We start from the raw sequence: 18463 nt of genomic DNA, 5'->3' as shown, positions 1-18463 counted from the left end.
TAATAAGCTTTAATATTTCTAGACTAGATGCATTTTTTTTCGATAAACGTACATTTTATCGGTGTTTAACATCCTTTTTACACTACTTAACAAACTAAGTGGTCAGTTTGAGAATAGGTTTTTAATAAATTGTTTTTTTAAAATTAAGCCTTGATCAATTGTTGATGAGCATATTTTTTCACCCTTCAACATTTATTACTTTAAACAATTTTTCTTAGGCGGGTTTGTATTATTTAAGTTCAATTAAGAAAAATTAAAACATTTCACTTGAAGTAAAACACTTTTCTTAATTTCACTTTTTTCAAGAGATGTTATCTGTTACTTAGTTTTATAAGATTTTGTATTTCAGGGAATCATAATGGGTGAATTATGTATGATTTTTCATATCGACATTAGCAAATATGTATTAAGTAATCTTAAGATTTTAATGTAGTTGTTTTGTTATTAAATTTTGGTTTAAAAATTTTATTTTATGAAGAGAAAACTCTTAGTATTTGTTTTAGTCGCTGTTTTGTTTTTAATGAATGCCTGTCTTCAACAAAGTCAAAATAGGAAATTAGACACTTCAACGTATAAAATAAAAACAGAAATAGATACGGTAAATTTATTAACAGATGTTTCTCCCATTTTTGAAGATGGTGATGTAAATGCAATAATTGAAATTCCTGCTGGAACAGTGGATAAATGGGAACTTAATAAATCAAATGGAAAAATAGAATGGGAATTAGTTGACGATAAACCGCGGATAGTTGAATATTTAGGGTATCCAGGTAATTATGGAATGATTCCAAGAACCTTACTTTCAAAGGAGAATGGAGGTGATGGAGACCCCCTTGATATTATTGTTTTAGGGTCAAGCATTGAAAGAGCAAGTATTGTTAAGTGTAAGATAATAGGTGTATTGTATTTGTTAGATAGGGGAGAAAAAGATGATAAATTAATAGCAATAGCGGAAAATTCAACATTTTATAAGGTCAATAATATTGCTGAATTGGATGAAAAATATAACGGTATTACAGAAATTATAGAATTATGGTTTTCTAATTATAAAGGTCCAAATAAAATGATTTCAAATGGGTTTGGAGAAAAAAATAATGCCCTTGATATTTTGAAAATTGCAATAAATGAATATCAACTAAATAAGAATAAAGTTATTAAGAAGTAGTTTTGAGTTACCAATCTTTTAGAATGTCAGTTTTTTTTGAATTGATTTTAAAAAAGCATGAAAAGTTATATTATATCGGCATCAATAGCTTATTTAAAAAAATAATTACTTCGCTAGGTGTATATTTAGATTATTAAACATAAGCTGTTTCAAATGGAAAAATCGGGAATACTTTTAAATTTGTTTAACCAAATAATTTTAATACAGAAGTTTGTCTTGGATTTTTTATAAGTATACTAAAAAATAAGTTTTATTTATTCAGAGATTTGGATAAATAAAAAAGTTTTAATGCTAGTAACAAGAATATGATTAGATGCCCAAGTTTCACCCTTGGATAAATTTTCTTTCTTAGGTTTTAGAGGTTTAATGTTAAACCAATTTATAGGCTTTATGAAACAAGTCGACCTTGCACTTTGTAAATATATTCTTTCAAAACCATTAGTAAGTATTAACTTTGTAAATTAACTAACAACCAGATTCTATACAATTATGAATGAATTACTCAGTCAATTTGAATTAAACTCCCAAGAAAATTTTTCAATTCTCACTTTTTTATTAAATATTATAATTGCGATTATTCTACTTTTTATCCTTTCTAAATTATATGTAAAATACGGAAATTCTATTTCTAATAGAGAACAATTATCACGTGTTTTTATATTAGTTGGTGTAACCACCTTTATTATAATATCAATTGTAAAATCTTCCTTAGCCCTTTCGTTGGGTTTGGTAGGGGCTTTATCCATAGTTCGTTTTAGAACCGCTATAAAGGAACCTGAAGAATTGGGCTTTTTCTTTATTTCAATAGCTGTAGGTCTTGGAATGGGGGCTAATCAATTTTTACCAACATTTACTGGTTTTGTATTACTTGCTTTAGTTATAGTTTTAATGAAAAAAAATAAATTAAGTGATTCTATTTCTCAAAATTTAATTTTAAGCTTACCTACAACAGACAAAAACGGAAATGAAATTATAGATCAAATTAGCTCAGTTTTGTCTATGCATACTACACAGCTAGAAATGAAAAGACTTAATATTACCAAAGAAAATTTTGATGTTAATTTTTTAATTAATCTGTCAAATTTAGAAGGATTACAAGTTATAGCAAAAGAACTAAAAAATTTAGATGCGGATATTAATATTACTTTTATTGATAGTGGCATTTAAATATGAGAGAAAAATTAATGTCTTTCTACTTCCCTTATATAAATTTTAAAAAATTGCTATGAGAATACAAAATAATAGAAAATCTTTCAAATTTGCTATTCCATTATTACTCCTTATCCCATTAATTCTCTTTTCCTTACAATTAGCTTTTAATAAAGAAAAGGTAACGAAAAAGACTGAAAACAATGTAAGTGATTTTATGTCTCCTACTGTTTTAAAAGACGCATTCAGCATAAATAAGATTATAGTTAATGACATAAATAATATTCATAAAGATTCAATCTGTTCCATACATCTCATCCATGAATTTGGTAGTACCAATTTATATTATGTATATAATGCGCCACTGACAGCAAGACAATTAAGTGATAAATTTTTTCTACATATTTATCTAAAAGATAATAAGGAATGGGCAAAATCTGGGAAAGGTAAATTTATCAATTTGGATTTTTATACCAAACCAGTGGAAACAACTATAAACGGAAAGACTTATTTTGTATTCAAAAGATTATTTGAACATAAATTAATGACACTTGATAATATAGATTATATAAACACTGGGCGTTTCAAAAAAGGAATTTCCGGAAGGTCATATGGTTTGAGTAAACTTAAAATTAACAATATTCCATTATCAAATAGATTAAATAATCTAGAAAACATCGTATTAACATTAAAGGAGAAAGATTATGACAAATTAAGCGACAAAAGAAAATCTGCATTAGAAATAGGGATTTTAACTTCCGAAGATAGTGATTTTGTTAAAGCTACTATTTCCTCTAAACACATTGGTAGATTAAAATCTGAATTGCGTTTAAAAGGAGATTGGACAGATCATTTAACTGATTCTGTCAAATGGTCGTTTAAAGTTAAATTGGAAGATGAGAATACTTTTTTTGGAATGCGAAAATTCTCTATTCAGCAACCAAAGGCACGAAACTATGTGTGGGAGTGGTTATTTAATAAATCAATGAAGGATAATGATTTAGTTGGCTTGCGATATGATTTTATAAATGTTGATTTGAAAATAGCAAAAAAGAATACTACGGTCAATAAAATGATGGGTATAATGGCAATTGAAGAATCCTTTGATAAGTATTTAATTGAAAACAACAAAAGAAGAGAAGGTATAATTTTAAATTTTGATGAATCTTTATTGTGGGCAGATAGAAGTAAACAAAGAGAGTTAAATTTACCTAGTTCTACTATAGATTCAGATTTGTCTTTAATCGATAATGCTCCTATCTCTGTTTTTAATGAGTCAAAAGTACTTTCTTCCCCAATTTTAAGAAAACAATTTAATATTGCAAAAAATTTATTGAATGGTTTGAGAAAAGGAGAATTGAAAATTTCAGAGGTGTTTGATCTTGATAAGCTAACTTTCTATGTTGCTTTGTCAAATTTGTTTGGAGGTCATCATGGTTTAATTTGGCATAACTTAAGAATATATTATAACCCTGTTACAAATAAATTGGAACCAGTATCTTATGACTCTAATTCTGGAACTAAAATAGATTATATAAGAAATTATATTTTTTATGAAAATGATGACCTATATAAACAGAAATTAGTAGAAAAGTTAGAGTTGGTTAGCAGTAGTGAATTTATTAACAATTTACTTAATTCAAATTATAATGAGTTAAATTCATTAATAGTTAATCTAAACACTGAATTTGACATTAATTTTGATAGGTCTATACTAGAGCATAACAGCAACTTTATTAAAAAGCAGATTCACCCCTCAGATGCTGTGATTACGCATCTATACAATCACACTTCAAATGAGATGGTGTTAAGGGTTTATAATATTTCTAATTATCCAATTACCATCAATTCCTTAAAAACATTTAAAGGAACAATTCTCTCAAATCAAATTCAAAATAGTATTATTTTGCCAGATGAGAAGAAAATTGTTTCAATTCCATTGAAGAGTTCTTTTATAAATGCTTTTGTTTCTAAAAAGAATAAAAAAGGAGAATTTCGTTACCCAAAGGATGTTAGTAAAATACATTTGGATTTTAATATTCTTGGTTCAAAGCATAATGACTTCGTAAATATAATACCATATAAGGAAGAGGATGCTGATTTTGTAAAAAAGTATAATCAATTTTCGGACTTAAGTTTATTTGAATTTATCACTGTTAATGAAAATGAAAAAAATATAGTATTTAAATCGGGTACTTATAAAACAAATAAAATAATTCGTATTCCTTCTGGGTATACCGTTCAAATTGAGAAAGGCTTTAGTTTAGATTTGTCAAATAAAGCTTCATTATTATCTTATTCCCCTATGATTTGCAAAGGAACCAAGACTGATCCTATTACATTTAAATCTTCGGACGGTACAGGGAATGGGATTTTTGTTTCCAATTGTGACCAAATTTCTATTTTAGATTTTTGTCATTTTAGCAATCTTTCTAACCCAAATGTTATGGATTGGAGCCTATCTGGAGCAGTAAATTTTAATGAAGCGAATGTTCGAATTACAAATTCAACTTTTGAAAATAATAGGTGTGAGGATGGATTGAATATTATAAGATCAGATTTCTATTTAGGGTCGGTCAATTTTAAGAATACCTTTTCTGATGCCTTTGACGGTGATTTTGTTACAGGAAAACTAGAAAACTGTTCTTTTTTAAATAGTGGGAATGATGGTATTGATGTTTCAGGTTCTTCATTGGAAATTAAGAATGTAGTCGTTACAAATGCTTCTGATAAAGCCATAAGTATTGGAGAAGGTAGTAAATTGACTGGAGGACAAGTGAAAATTGTAGGTGGGGAAATTGGAGTGGTGAGTAAAGATTTGTCAATTATAGAACTTGATAACGTGAATATCACAGATTCAAAATTAGCGATTTCTAGCTTTCAAAAGAAAAGTGAATATGGACCTGGCACTATCAGTCTTACTAATTTAACTTTAATTGATAATACTTTAGATCATTTAATTGAAGAAAATTCTGAATTAAGCATAGAGGGTAAATTAGTAGAAACCAAATCTTCTAAAGTAATTGATAAAATGTATGGCAACGAGTATGGAAAAAGTAGTAAGTAATACCGCAAAATCGTCAATACTTTCAGAGGATAATCTAAGATATGAACGTAAATACATTTGTTCCAGTGCTTATTTGGAAGATTTAGTACAAGATCTTTTTTCCAATAGTTATGGTTTTGAAGAGATATTTGAAAAACGTAGAATCAACAATGTTTATTTCGATGACTGTAATTACAATTTTTACAAGCAAAACGTTTCAGGTATTGGTACACGAGAAAAATATAGATTAAGATGGTACGGAGATAATTTTTCACTAATAAAAAACCCCTCAATAGAAATTAAGAAAAAGTTTGGTGAGGTTGGTGATAAAATAACCCATAAACTAGGTGATTTAGTCTTAGATATAAAGTCTTTAAGTATTTATAATCTTATGGAAATAGTAACTAATGAGATTGAGGATAATCCCCTTTTAAAAAATAGATTGCAACAATTACAACCCGCTCTTTACAACTCTTACGAAAGAAGATATTTCTTGTCTGATTGTAAAAAATTTAGGATTACACTAGATTTTCATCAAAGATTTTATGATCCATATTACACTAATTACGTTGCTTCTGAAAGACGTATTGAAGATGATATTGTGGTATTGGAGTTAAAATATAATCTTAATGATGACGGAGAGGCTAGAGGGATTTCTCAAGAATTTGAATATAGGGTTTCACGAAATTCTAAATATGTTCAAGGAATAGATTTAATTAAAGGGTTGTCTTTTTAAAATACCTTTTTAGATAATTCTAATTTTTTTAGAATATCATCTACACTGGTATCGTAATACCCTTGGGCATAAAACAATTCTAATCCGGTAGTCTGTAAACGTTGCATGGTTGCCATGCGTTTTAGGATCTTGTTCATAATATTGAGATTTGGGTAAATCTGACCATATGGTCTGTATATAGAACTTCCGATTTATAATAAGCTTTAATATTTATAGACTAGATGCATTTTTTTTCGATAAACGTACTATATATCGGTGTATGGCAATGTTTTTTAAGCCGTTTACAAACTAAACGGTCAGTTACTATTTCGTTATTTTATTAAATTAGGAGGGTGTTTTAAATGGTGTTAAGCAACAGTACCTTGGCAGCTACTACCTGCACCTGCTGTACAGCCATAACAATGTTGGGATATAATAATATTTCTATCGTTTAATAAATCTTCATTGTAGTCTTTAATGTGTTTCACCTTGCTAGCTACTTTTAAGTCGAGCATTTGGTTAAAATCACAATCATACAACCATCCGTCCCAACTAATGGAAATAGTATTGGTACACATTACATTTGCTACTGCAGAGGGGTTATATGCTTCAACCAGCGCATACATATAATCTTCATAATTCTCTGAGGCTATCAAATAATCTAAGAAACGTGCAATAGGTAAATTGGTAATTGCAAAAAGACTGTGGAATTGAATATTAAAATCTTCCTTTAAGGCTTTTTTGAAATCTTTTTCCATTGCTACTTGGTCACCTGGTAAATAAGCGCCTGATGGGTTGTATACCAAATCCAACTTTAAATCGCTACCTGGCATACCATAGCCTCTTTCATTCAATTCTTGCAATGCCTTTATCGACTTATCAAAAACTCCGTCTCCTCTTTGTTTATCCGTTTTACCACGGGTATAGTGTGGCATTGAAGAGATTACATGAACATTATGTTTTTTAAAGAAATCTGGTAAGTGATAGTATTTCTTGTTTGCCCTAATAATAGTAAGGTTAGAACGAACAATAAAATCTTTGATTCCGGCTTTAGCAGCTTCTTCTACAAACCACTCAAAATCAGGATTCATTTCTGGTGCTCCACCAGTTAAATCTAAAGTGTGGGCTCCTGTATTTTTTATGACCTCTAAGCATTGTTGCATGGTTTCACGAGTCATAATCTCTTTACGATCGGGACCAGCATCTACATGGCAATGTTCGCAAACTTGATTACACATGTAACCTACATTAATTTGCAAAATTTCCAACTTTTTTGGACGTAAAGGAAAATGTCCTATCTCGGCAATTTTGTCCTTAAAATAAGGCAATTCGCCATCAGCAAAGATTCCTCCGTTTAGTATTTCTAATTGCTTATTGGAAACTGCTAAATCGTTTCCTTTCGCTTTTAATGATTTTGTAGCCATTTTTTTAGTTGTTTGTTGTTCGCTTTTTATTGTTAGCATTTTATACAATGCTTCAAACTTTGACTTCACAACATTTAATTTCCTTTTCTTAATAATAGATGTTCATGATGAACATTCCATTTGCAATATTTTTATAAACTAACTTTAATTTCAATGTATTGATTATTAAAGAAGGCCGCTACGAACAACCATCAACGAACAACCAACAACGAAATTTACATTGACAATTTATTATACTTATTCATCATTTGTACACCATGAACCAATGTTGCTCCACTTTCAATTGCAGCCCCAACATGTACAGCCTCCATCATTTCTTCTTTTGTTATTCCCTTTTGTAATCCGTCTTTGGTATAGGCATCAATACAGTACGGACATTTAACAACATGAGATACAGCTAGTGCAATTAGAGACTTTTCTCTAGCACTTAGTGCGCCTTCTTCGAAAACCTTACCATAATAATCGAAAAATTTTGTTCCCAGCTCTTCGCTCCACTCTGTAATTTTTCCGAATTTTCTTAAATCTGCTGGGTCGTAGTACGTATTTGCCATCTTTTTTTGTGTTTTTGGTTTTATTGAATCTTTTTGTTCTTGGTTAAAATGAATCGGAATTCCCTGCCCCATTTTTTCTATTTCTGGAAGAATTTCCATGTTATCCCAAATGCCAGAAGTAAGGGTGTCTCCATAAGCTTCGGGTAAATGATTTTTGTACATTAATTTTTGTGCTATTTCGGCATCGTATTCAAATGATTGATGTGTGAAGCTTACTTCGCCATTAATCGCATCCAAAAGCATATACCAAACTCTAGTTGTACCATCATTTGCTGGCATACCAATTACGCCAGGATTAAGCCATAGCTGATCTTTTATAGATTGATGAAATGGTAGCCCGCAATGGCCTGCTATGATGATATCACTTTTAGTCTCATCAAAACAACGTTCTTTACTTTCGGTGGCATTTGACTTGAATACGAATTCAGAAGTATTTCCATAGTTTCCATGGACTACGGTTACTTTTTTGTCAGCATAATCAAAACTGATGTACTCCGGAATTTCTTTCATCCAATCTAAAGATTGTTGCGATAAATGTCCTTTAGTATACGGAAACCACATTTTTGAAAAATCATCGCAACGGCTACCACTTTTAAAATCGCATCCACAGTCTTCACTGTCACTAGCTAGTTGTAGTTCTACGTTACCTGCAATGCTTAATGCACCCCATTTTTGAAACAATTGAATAGTTTCTTCAGGTTGTGCACAGTAACCAGTTAAATCGCCGGTACTTATACAGTTCTCTGGTTTTACCCCAGCCTCCTGAGCAATAGAAATTAATTTTTCCAATGCTTGTAGGTTGCTATAAACCCCTCCAAAAAGCAATAGCTTTCCTTCTTTTACACCAATATGTTTTATTTCTTTATCCATGTAGGTATTATATAAACGAATAGGCAACAGATGATGCCCCAAAAATTAATCCAGAGTAAACTGGCGTATTTGCCAGTAGTAAATATCATATTTTCTGGAAACCAATTAAAAATTAAAAGGAAGCCAAATAACAATCCGACAAAAACACTTAAATGAAAACTGATTTTAGGAGCTTTGTCTTTCCAAAATATAAAAATAGGGGTCAAGCCTATGACCATAGTTCCGCTAATGGTAGTAGCAGATAATATTTCTGCATCTAAAAAAACAGGAATTGTGCCTAACACTGCAATAGCAACCATAGACCAGCGACCAAATTTTAAAGTGTTTCCTAAGTTTAAGTCAAGAGCCAATAGTTTAGAGAAAGACGAGAATGTGGAATCTAATGTAGAGGCTGCGGAAGTAATCATAATAAAATTGATGACCAACAATATTATAGTTCCAAAGGCTTTTCCAACTTGTACGGCTGCCTGCCCCTGCATACCTTGAGTTTGTGCGTAAACACCAATAATACTAAATAGAATTATACAAATAGCACCCAATACGCTAGCCCATAAAAAACTCTTTAGGGTTACTTTTGGACTACTGAGAAAACCTCTGTCTGTTAGCACAGGGTCATGAAAGGGATAGCTGAAGGATTGTAGAAGTGCTGCGAACAGTAAATTAAGACCTGTTTCAAATGACCAAATCCCAGTATTTGCAACTTCAGTTACAGATAAATCTGTTCCCTTTCCAAAAATTGTGAACAATATTACCGCCAAAAGAATAGAAAAGAGCCCCATTTGGACAACATCGGTAAAAATTGAACTACTCATACCTCCTTTTAGAACATAAGCCAAGGTCAAGGCTGTAAACACTAATATTGACCAATAGTAGGCACTAGTACCCATATCCCCAAAATAAGATCCTATGACCATAGTGTTACTCCACACTTCATTGAATAACCTAAATGCTATTAGTATAGAAAAGATGGTAACTGCTGTTTTACCAAACTTAGACGATAGAAAATGATGTATACTGGTGTATTTACCATGTAGCCTCATTTTATAAATGACGATACCCGCAACTGCAAAAGACAAATAATACCCTGCATAAGCTACGCCACCAACGATACCAAAATCTAATCCTAAATTTGCAGCATTAGTAATGCTCTTTGCAAAAATCCAAGAGATGATTAAGCTACCCATCAACATAAATGTATTGGGCGCCTTCTTTTTTTGGACTGCCTTAAAAAACTGGTTAGTGTCTTTTGCCCATGGGGAAAGGAAAAACAACACCAAACTAGATGCTATTATTAATCCCCATTGCCATATTTTCACTTCAGTCATAATTATTTTATTTTCCTAACTCCTAACTCCTAACTCCTAACTCCTAACTCCTAACTCCTAACTCCTAACTCCTAACTCCTAACTCCTAACTATTGCTCATCCCACCAAACAGGCACATTTATACTATTACCTTCCGTATTATTTGAAGCAGTGGTATAATTGACACTATTTAATGCTTCTTCTTCAGAAGGATAGGGCATGCGAATCGGAATTAAATTGTTATTTAAACTAGCCGATATCGTTTTCAATTGAGGGAAACCGGTTCTTCTATATTCTACCCAACCTTCATAGCCGTTTATGCTATTGGCAATCCATTTCTGAGTGATGATGTTTTCTAATGCGTCACCATCTTCCAGTGCAGCATCAACGGTTAAATAATCCGCAGGTAGGTCAACTTGCCAGTAATCAAAAGCTTGAGTAACTCCTGTGTTATACAACGTTTCTGTATCGGCTGTTATAAGCCCTTTTTGTGCGGCTTCAGCCAAAAGGAAATGTGTTTCCATGCTTGTCATGAAATTGGCGTCTAACAATCCTGTATTCTCTCTAAAAATTGTTCCTAATAAGGAATAATCGGCTAAGGAAACTCCGGCAGAGGCATCTATTCCATTTAAGAGTCCGTTGTATCCGTTATCTGAACTATTTGCAAATGGGCGGTAAAGACGATTATTACGCGGGTCATTTAAGTCGGTCAATATTTCGTCCATTGTTTCAGAAAGTACGTAATTGTTGAAATCACCTATTCTTAATCTGGCTAACCTAAAATTATTTGGTTCTCCATCGGTAAAGTTGAAAATGGCATTTTCACTATTATCATCAATGAAATTACCTTCGGCAACTATGATTTGTAATTGGGCGGCAACATTTATTTTGCTCGAAACTCGCATTAGATATTTAATCTTTAGCGAATTTGCAAAACGAATCCATCCCTCTAAATCTCCATTGAATAGAATATCACCGTCTAGTGCAATTGTACCTGTATAGTTTTCTATAGCAGCAATACCTTTATCAAGGTTATCAAAAACACCATTTTCATCCATGTAAATAGATTCTTGAGAATCGTAGACCGGAGTAACGGTTTCTGTATCACCTTTAAATGCTTCTGAATAAGGAACATCCCCAAATAAATCTGTTAACCCTGCTGCCATGTAGGCTTTCATTATTCTTGCAGGACCTTCATAGACCGCAAAGGCAGTATTTTCTTGAGATAAATTCAATATGATCTCATTGTCTCTTAGATTTTGATAGAATATTGGCCAAGGATTACCTCCTAGTTGAGGTGATTTTAAATCATGTCTATCAAATAAATTAAAATCAAGAGCAGTGCTATATTGCCCTAGTAAATTACCGGCAGTAAAACCTTCATAAGACATTTGTTCCCCATAATCATAGATTACTTGCCTAAGCAATAAACTAGGTTGCACTGTTACCGGTGCGTTTGTATTCGTATTAATTTCTTCAAAGTCTTTTGTGCAGCTAATGACCAACATTAAGACTAGAACGGTGTATATATATCTCATCTTCTTTTTCTTAAAAATTAAATCCTGCTTTAAAACCTATACTTCTTGTTGTTGCATATGACATATCTTCTACGCCACTTATAAATCCTTGTCCTTGCACCGCTAATTGCTCTGGGTCAAAATGCGGATTCTCTGTAATGGCAAACAGATTCTTTCCTATTAAGGATAAATTCAAGGTTGCATTTTGATTGAATACACTAAGATTTTCAAAAGTGTAACCAATAGATACTTGACGTAGTTTTAAAAAGGAAGCATCATACGTATTGTTTTCCTCATGGTTTCTATCATAAAACTGGCGATAGTAACTTTCTGCAGAAACCGCTACTGTATTTGGTGTGTAAACAGGATTTTCTTGAGTACCTATATTTACAACGCCTTCGGGCACAATTCCTTCTTCTGGTCTAAAAGCTGTTTCTGCCAGCTGACCACCAACATTACCCAATGCCCTAGTTCTAGAAACTATGATTCCGCCTTGTCGCCAATCGAAAAGGAAACCCATGTTCCAATTCTTATAATTGAACTGATTATTAAAACCTAGCATAAAATCTGGATTGTAATTCCCTAATTTTTGTAGTTCATTATCTGGAATATATCTGCCTTCATCCGTCAGGATAAAATCACCATTATCATTTTTTAGATATCCTGTTCCATATAAATCACCTACACGACCACCTTCTTCTGCCTGTAAAAATACCGTTTGGTTTTGACTGTCGTATATTCTTGAATATGCTAGTGTTAACCTGCCTTCATCTTGTGGTAAGCTTTCTACGGTAGACCTGTTTGTGCTAAAATTTAAAGTACTATTCCATTTTAAATTCTGACTTATTACTGGTGAAATACCGAGAATAATCTCTACACCTTTTGAACGTACTTCACCACCATTGACTACTTGTTGGGTAAACCCTGATGAAATACCTATAGGCAATGAAATAATCTGGTCTTTCGTTAATGCGTTATAATACGAGATATCAAAACGAAGCTGATCGCCAAACAACCGTACATCTGCACCTACTTCAAAAGAAGAAGTTGATTCTGGTTGAAGATTTGCATTTGCGATGGTATTTGAATTGCTGAAAGTAGGTTGACCATTAAAAGGTGTCTGTGCCACAAAAGCTCCTGTTGTTTGGTACGGATTTGTATCATTACCAACCTGTGCCCAGCTTGCCCGTAATTTTGCAAAAGAAATTGTTTTAGGTAATTCAACTACTTCCGATAGAATAAAACTACTGGATACCGATGGATAAAAGAATGAGGTATTATCTACTGAAAATGGGGTTGCCAATGCGCTTGACCAATCGTTTCTTCCTGTAACATCTAAGAAAAGGAAATCTTTATATCCGAATTTTGCCAAGCCGTAAAAACTGTTGATACGTTTATTTGATTCAAACTCGAATACTTCTATAGGGGATGCGGCATTAGATAATCTAAAAATACCTGGTTGCGCTAAACTTGTTGTCTGCGATTGTGAGGTAAATGCTTTTTGGTCTAAACGATTTCCACCAAGTGAAACATCTACACTTATATCATTAAATTTATTTGCATAGTTTAATAGAAAATCTGTGTTTACCTCTCTGTAGAACACATCATGTTCGGCATATCCGCCATTTGAGAATCGATTAGAACTATAGGCTCTTTTTAATTGACGTAGTTCACTAGAATAATCCATTCCTGTTCTAATAGACGCTGTTAAATTCTCTGTGATATCGTAGCTAGCTGAAATATTTCCAAAAACCCTATCCCTGTTAAAAGAGTTGGTGTTTTCATTAAGGATAAAATAAGGATTGTCAAAAAACGTATAGTTATAAGAATACTGTTGTATGCCTTCTAAGCCAGGTTGCCAATACTTTTTTAAATTTTCAATATTCAAGGAACGTGGTCCCCATGCTACCAAAGAATAATTCGCGTTTTCTGATCCGTAGCCATTAGAAGGTCGGTTGTCACTACTCGAATTAATATAACTTATGGATGAATTGATGCGGATCTTATCAATAGGTTGAAAACTCAATCGTGTACTAATAGTTTGTCTATCTAAATTAACCCCTGGAATAATCGACTCACTACGTAAATCTGTAAACGAAAGTCGATAGTTGCCTTTGTCAAATCCGTTTGAAATAGCAATATTATTAATCAAGGTAGTTCCGGTTTCATAGAAGTTCTTCAAGTTATCAGGATTCGATTTAAACTCCGTCGGTGTAATCGTATTCCCATTATAAAGAGCTGTATCTCCACCGCGCACTACGGTTCCATCTGCTAGTGTTACCGGACTATCATATTGGGGAATTAAGTTACCAACATCTAAACGAGGTCCCCAACTGTAGGTAATCAAGTCATTGGTGCCACCACCTAATCCGTCTACAAAAGCAAACTCACCAGAATTACCTTGTCCGTATTCATTTTGAAAATCTGGTAGTTGAAAAGCGGAATCCACAAAAAAGCTGGTGTTGTAGCTTACTCCCAATCCTTTCGTGTTTTTACCACTTTTAGTTTCAATAATAATAACACCATTAGAAGCTCTTGTTCCGTATAGTGCCGCAGCACTTGGACCTTTTAAAACGGATACTTCGGCAATATCATCAGGGTTTACCTCCATAGCTCCGTTACCAAAATCAATTTCTTGAAAGCCGGCAGCAGCTTCACTGGTAAAATTAAAAACCGAGTTATTATTTATCGGTACTCCATCTACAATAAACAAGGGATTGTTATTAGAGAAAGAAGCTTCACCACGAATAGTAATTTTTGAGGAAGAACCAACTCCAGTTGCGCCTTGGTTAATGGTTACACCTGCTAATTTCCCAGAAAGGTTATCCAAGAAATTTACAGATTTTACCTCCGTAACTCCCTTGGCATCTAAACTTTGTACGACATAACCCAATTCTTTGGTTTCCCGTTTTAGTCCTAATGCGGTCAATACTACTTCGTCTAAAACTTCAGAAGAATCATTTAAAGTTATATTAATGGTTCGTCTATTGTTTATCGAAACTACTTGAGTTTCAAATCCTAAAACGGAAAATTCAATTTCGCCTGATAGGTTGGGTACATTTATAGTATAAAAACCATTTTCATTGGTAGTCGATCCAGTAACGGTGCCAGACAATAGAATGTTTACGTACGGTATTGTATTGCCATCGGTATCTGTAACAATACCTGTAATTGTTTCTTGAGCATTGACCATGTTTATCATAAACAATGTCAACACTAGTATTAAGTGTTTCATATATAGCTTTGAACTGAGTTTTCATTTACCCAATTATTGGATAAAGGGGGATTTAGATAAATGAAACTACAGGAGAGCCTTTATTGTAAAGAAAGCTATTAGGTAATAGAGTTGAGAAGTTCTGTTTAGCGTAGAATAGACTTCTGTTTCTTATTAATAAACCTATAATCAACAATAACAAAGTGGATGATAGACCAAAGGAAAACGATAGTATGGAATGTAAATCTCTTTCGTTATCCAAATCCTGTAGAACAGGTAATTTTATTAATTCAGACGATTCTACTTGTAACCACAATGAAATTTGGTGGTATAAGCTGAATCGTTGCCATGGTAAATTTTGAAATTCAGCAACATCGAAGTTAGATTTTTGTAAACCTAATAAATAGAAACCGCCATCAATAGAAGGACCAATTACAGTTTTACCTAAAGCTAATTGATTAGCAGTATGTTCAAGATGTTGTGTTTTTAAATGGGGAGTATCATTACCAATGGTAATTAAATTAGAAAATCCTTTATCAAAAACAGTAGCAATAGCATTAGTAAAACGTTCGCCAAAAGTAGCGCCAACTTGATCTTTATCTGAAAAATGAAAAACAGGTAAACCTGTGTTTTTTGCTTTTTTAAGAGTGGTTTTGGTTAGTACATCAAATAATTGCTCACCTTTAGGAATTGACTTATTCGCCAAGTCTTCTTTGGCGGAATTGGCAAATACCAAAATTGCAGTAGTACCCTGTGAATTCAATTAAATTTTCTTTCTCGTTGTTAAACTTACGTAAAAATAAAGCAAAGGTTTTCTAAGTATAACTAATTTGTATCATTAAAATAGACGAAATATCTTACTTTAAGTCAAAATGTCAGTTTTAGACCATGTGGTCGGTTTCAAACAATAAGGTTCATTATCTAACTTATATAATTACCTATAAACATGATATATAATAGGATAAAGTACTTCTTTTTGAGTATTTGCCCATGCTAATTTTATGCTTACAGACCACTTAGTCTAAAAAATCCCTTAAAATTTCAAAAAGTTTTAGATTTTTTTTAGCATTGACAGGCATAGACATGGCATAGCTATTGCCGTTAAGACATCAGAAGAATTTTAAAAATTAATTATATATGAAATCAGACACAAATACCAAAGGCGCTTGGAAGGTTTACCTCTTCTCAGCGGTTATTGCCCTTGCAGTTAGTTTAGGGGTAATACAATTGAACAAACAAAACGAAAAAGAAAACACAGGAGTAACGGTTGTTGAATCTGTTCCTGGTGCACATGCTTTGTATACAAAGGATAACGAAGGAAATATTAAACCGTTAGATTTTACCGATACTTCAGAGAAGGTTTTAGATGCTGTGGTGCATATTAAATCTACCCAAACGGGATCATCCTATCAAAATCAAGGAGCTAGGGAATTGCCAGATCCTTTTAAAGAGTTTTTTGGTGATATGTTTAAAGGACAATCTCCAGAAGGTACGCGTTCGCAACCTAGGGTTGGTACGGGATCAGGAGTGATCATTAACGACAAAGGTTATATAGTAACCAATAATCATGTAATTGACAATGCAGATGAGGTTGAGGTTACCTTATATAATAACCAATCTTACAAGGCTACCGTAATAGGTACTGATCCAACTACAGATTTAGCACTTTTACAGATTAAGGCTGACAATCTTAAAACTATGTCATTGGTAAATTCAGATGATGTTGAAGTGGGAGAATGGGTATTGGCAGTAGGTAATCCGCTTGGATTAAACTCAACAGTTACCGCAGGTATCGTTAGTGCCAAAGCGAGAAATATTCATATTAATGCCGATAAATTTGCTGTAGAAAGTTTTATACAGACAGATGCAGCTATTAACCCTGGTAACAGTGGTGGTGCGCTAGTGAATCTTGACGGTAATTTGGTCGGAATTAATACGGCTATTGCTAGTACAACCGGTACTTACACAGGTTACGGATTTGCAGTACCTAGTAATATAGTAACCAAAGTGGTTGAAGACCTTTTAAAATATGGTAACGTGCAACGTGGTATGCTAGGGGTAACCATTAGAACGATGGATAGTAACTTGGCCAAAGAGAAAGATGTTGATTTTACCAAAGGAGTTTGGGTAGAGCAAGTTGGTGAAGATAGTGGTGCAGATTTGGCAGGTATTGAATCTGGAGATATTATTATTAGTGTAAATGGTAAAGAAACAGCTACATCACCTAGACTTCAAGAAATTATTGCAGGTAAACGACCAGGTGATAAAGTGACTATTGTAGTAATTAGAAACGGTAAAGAAAAAGAGCTAGAAGTAGAGCTTCATAACTCTCAAGGTGGTACCAATATCATAAAGAAAGAAGATAAAGAAGTATTTAACCTTCTTGGAGCCGATTTTGAGAATGTCAATAAAGAGATAGGAAAGAAGTTTGGTTTAGACGGTGCTGTTCAGGTGACTAAATTATATCCTGGAAAAATCAAGAAAGAAACTCAAATGCGTGAAGGGTTTATTATTACGCATATTGACGGTAAACGTGTAAAAGATATTGATGATGTAGCATCTGCGCTAGAGGGTAAAAAAGGTGGAGTTATGTTAGAAGGTATTTATGAAGACGGAAGTAAATATTATTATGCCTTCGGATTAGATTCATAGTCCGCATTAATGATTAATTTTATGCCGAGCGGATAATAGTATTCGTTCGGCATTTTTTTTGAATTAATTCTAGATAGATGCAAATAGGTTCTAAGTCCATAGGTTTGGTGCTTTCCGGTGGGGGCATTAGAGGCATGGCACATATAGGTGTTATAAAGGCAATGCAAGAGTTTGGTCTAGAAGCCAATGTTGTATCTGGAAGTAGTATTGGTGCTTTAGTAGGCGCTTTGTACGCAGCAGATAAACCAGTTATTGATATGCTCCGTTTTTTTAAGGAGACTCCGCTTTTTAAATACAATTATTTCGCGGTCGCAAAACCGGGTTTATTGAACAGTGAAAGTTACATATCTTCTTTTAAACAGTATTTTCCAGAAGATAGTTTTGAAGCTTTAAACAGAGAACTTCATGTGGTAGCTACCAACTTGCAAAAAGGCGAAGAACTATTCATTGATAAAGGTGAATTGATAAAACCGTTATTGGCTTCTGCAGCATTACCGCCAGTTTTTAGTCCAGTAGAATATAACGGTGAACTATACGCAGATGGCGGAATCATGAATAATTTTCCTTCAGAACCGGTTTTGTCTAAAGTAGAATATGTTATAGGTAGCAACGTTTCTGTCGTTTCTAAATTAGAGAAGAAACACCTGAATAATTCTTTTCAATTAACGGGTCGTGTAACCGGATTGATGATTTACGCCATCAACAGACAAAAAATTAATAATTGTCACCTTATTCTTGAGTCACAAGAGTTAGAACATATCGGTTTATTAGACAGAAGGGGAATTGAAAAGGCATATGCAATAGGTTATGAAACTGCTGTAAATAAATTTAGGGCAATTTTCCCTGAATAATTTAA

General features: G+C 33.0%; 13 protein-coding genes and 1 pseudogene. 6 read left to right on the top strand and 8 right to left on the bottom strand.

Translation table 11 applies throughout. The features are described from left to right. The first annotated feature begins 472 nt into the window (after window positions 1-472). From P178_RS0106520 to P178_RS0106505, 4 genes are all read left to right on the top strand, one after another. Window positions 473-1165, top strand: a complete 693-nt coding sequence (locus tag P178_RS0106520) for an inorganic diphosphatase (protein ID WP_027065459.1) — start codon at window positions 473-475, stop codon at window positions 1163-1165. Window positions 1166-1654: 489 nt separating this feature from the next. Further along, complete coding sequence (locus P178_RS0106515) at window positions 1655-2332, top strand: DUF4956 domain-containing protein (protein ID WP_027065458.1); 678 nt, start codon at window positions 1655-1657, stop codon at window positions 2330-2332. A 58-nt stretch (window positions 2333-2390) separates the two neighbouring features. After that, window positions 2391-5381, top strand: a complete 2991-nt coding sequence (locus P178_RS0106510) for a right-handed parallel beta-helix repeat-containing protein (RefSeq protein ID WP_027065457.1) — start codon at window positions 2391-2393, stop codon at window positions 5379-5381. Next, entirely contained in the window at window positions 5362-6096 is a 735-nt protein-coding gene (locus tag P178_RS0106505) for a polyphosphate polymerase domain-containing protein (protein WP_027065456.1), read from the top strand. The genes P178_RS0106510 and P178_RS0106505 overlap by 20 nt, the downstream gene beginning before the upstream one ends. Here the strand turns inward: P178_RS0106505 and P178_RS23170 are convergent. The 8 genes and pseudogenes from P178_RS23170 to P178_RS0106470 all read right to left on the bottom strand — a co-directional run bounded on the left by P178_RS23170 (window position 6093) and on the right by P178_RS0106470 (window position 15718). Then, window positions 6093-6233: a TetR/AcrR family transcriptional regulator gene (locus P178_RS23170; RefSeq protein ID WP_155941585.1), complete on the bottom strand. Its 141-nt coding sequence runs from the start codon at window positions 6231-6233 to the stop codon at window positions 6093-6095. The two genes, P178_RS0106505 and P178_RS23170, sit on opposite strands and share 4 nt — an antisense overlap. 210 nt (window positions 6234-6443) lie before the next feature. After that, on the bottom strand, window positions 6444-7499 hold the full coding sequence (gene arsS / locus P178_RS0106495; protein ID WP_027065455.1) for an arsenosugar biosynthesis radical SAM (seleno)protein ArsS: 1056 nt from the start codon (window positions 7497-7499) through the stop codon (window positions 6444-6446). A 215-nt stretch (window positions 7500-7714) separates the two neighbouring features. Continuing rightward, on the bottom strand, window positions 7715-8050 hold the full coding sequence (locus P178_RS22875) for an arsenosugar biosynthesis-associated peroxidase-like protein (RefSeq protein ID WP_081819435.1): 336 nt from the start codon (window positions 8048-8050) through the stop codon (window positions 7715-7717). A gap of 249 nt (window positions 8051-8299) precedes the next feature. Beyond that, window positions 8300-8920: pseudogene (locus P178_RS21585) on the bottom strand (metallophosphoesterase family protein); the annotation flags it as partial. Further along, the gene (locus tag P178_RS0106485; protein ID WP_027065454.1) at window positions 8905-10245 is read right to left on the bottom strand and encodes a sodium:solute symporter; all 1341 of its coding nucleotides are present in this window, start codon (window positions 10243-10245) and stop codon (window positions 8905-8907) included. The gene P178_RS0106485 and the pseudogene P178_RS21585, both read right to left, overlap by 16 nt. Window positions 10246-10334: 89 nt before the next feature. Next, window positions 10335-11762: a SusD/RagB family nutrient-binding outer membrane lipoprotein gene (locus P178_RS0106480; RefSeq protein ID WP_036145823.1), complete on the bottom strand. Its 1428-nt coding sequence runs from the start codon at window positions 11760-11762 to the stop codon at window positions 10335-10337. Window positions 11763-11772: 10 nt separating this feature from the next. Beyond that, a complete protein-coding gene (locus P178_RS0106475; RefSeq protein ID WP_027065452.1) occupies window positions 11773-14976 on the bottom strand; it encodes a SusC/RagA family TonB-linked outer membrane protein in 3204 nt (1067 codons plus the stop codon). A gap of 52 nt (window positions 14977-15028) precedes the next feature. Further along, entirely contained in the window at window positions 15029-15718 is a 690-nt protein-coding gene (locus tag P178_RS0106470) for a DUF2064 domain-containing protein (protein ID WP_027065451.1), read from the bottom strand. 374 nt (window positions 15719-16092) lie between these two features. Here P178_RS0106470 and P178_RS0106465 point away from each other — a divergent pair, with 374 nt between their 5' ends. Then, window positions 16093-17607, top strand: a complete 1515-nt coding sequence (locus P178_RS0106465; RefSeq protein WP_051638192.1) for a Do family serine endopeptidase — start codon at window positions 16093-16095, stop codon at window positions 17605-17607. Between the two features lie 77 nt (window positions 17608-17684). Further along, entirely contained in the window at window positions 17685-18458 is a 774-nt protein-coding gene (locus P178_RS0106460; RefSeq protein WP_027065449.1) for a patatin-like phospholipase family protein, read from the top strand. Window positions 18459-18463 lie beyond the last annotated feature (5 nt).

This window comes from Maribacter sp. Hel_I_7 (assembly GCF_000688315.1).
Taxonomy (GTDB): domain Bacteria; phylum Bacteroidota; class Bacteroidia; order Flavobacteriales; family Flavobacteriaceae; genus Maribacter; species Maribacter stanieri.
This window is presented reverse-complemented; position numbering and strand designations above follow the sequence as displayed.

Bases quoted from the DNA above. Each gene is read 5' to 3' on its own strand.
- P178_RS0106520 (WP_027065459.1), top strand. From the start codon at position 473: ATGAAGAGAAAACTCTTAGTATTTGTTTTAGTCGCTGTTTTGTTTTTA.
- arsS (WP_027065455.1), bottom strand. From the start codon at position 7,499: ATGGCTACAAAATCATTAAAAGCGAAAGGAAACGATTTAGCAGTTTCC.
- P178_RS0106465 (WP_051638192.1), top strand. From the start codon at position 16,093: ATGAAATCAGACACAAATACCAAAGGCGCTTGGAAGGTTTACCTCTTC.
- P178_RS0106515 (WP_027065458.1), top strand. From the start codon at position 1,655: ATGAATGAATTACTCAGTCAATTTGAATTAAACTCCCAAGAAAATTTT.
- P178_RS22875 (WP_081819435.1), bottom strand. From the start codon at position 8,050: ATGGCAAATACGTACTACGACCCAGCAGATTTAAGAAAATTCGGAAAA.
- P178_RS0106460 (WP_027065449.1), top strand. From the start codon at position 17,685: ATGCAAATAGGTTCTAAGTCCATAGGTTTGGTGCTTTCCGGTGGGGGC.
- P178_RS0106510 (WP_027065457.1), top strand. From the start codon at position 2,391: ATGAGAATACAAAATAATAGAAAATCTTTCAAATTTGCTATTCCATTA.
- P178_RS0106485 (WP_027065454.1), bottom strand. From the start codon at position 10,245: ATGACTGAAGTGAAAATATGGCAATGGGGATTAATAATAGCATCTAGT.
- P178_RS0106480 (WP_036145823.1), bottom strand. From the start codon at position 11,762: ATGAGATATATATACACCGTTCTAGTCTTAATGTTGGTCATTAGCTGC.
- P178_RS0106505 (WP_027065456.1), top strand. From the start codon at position 5,362: ATGGAAAAAGTAGTAAGTAATACCGCAAAATCGTCAATACTTTCAGAG.
- P178_RS23170 (WP_155941585.1), bottom strand. From the start codon at position 6,233: ATGAACAAGATCCTAAAACGCATGGCAACCATGCAACGTTTACAGACT.
- P178_RS0106475 (WP_027065452.1), bottom strand. From the start codon at position 14,976: ATGAAACACTTAATACTAGTGTTGACATTGTTTATGATAAACATGGTC.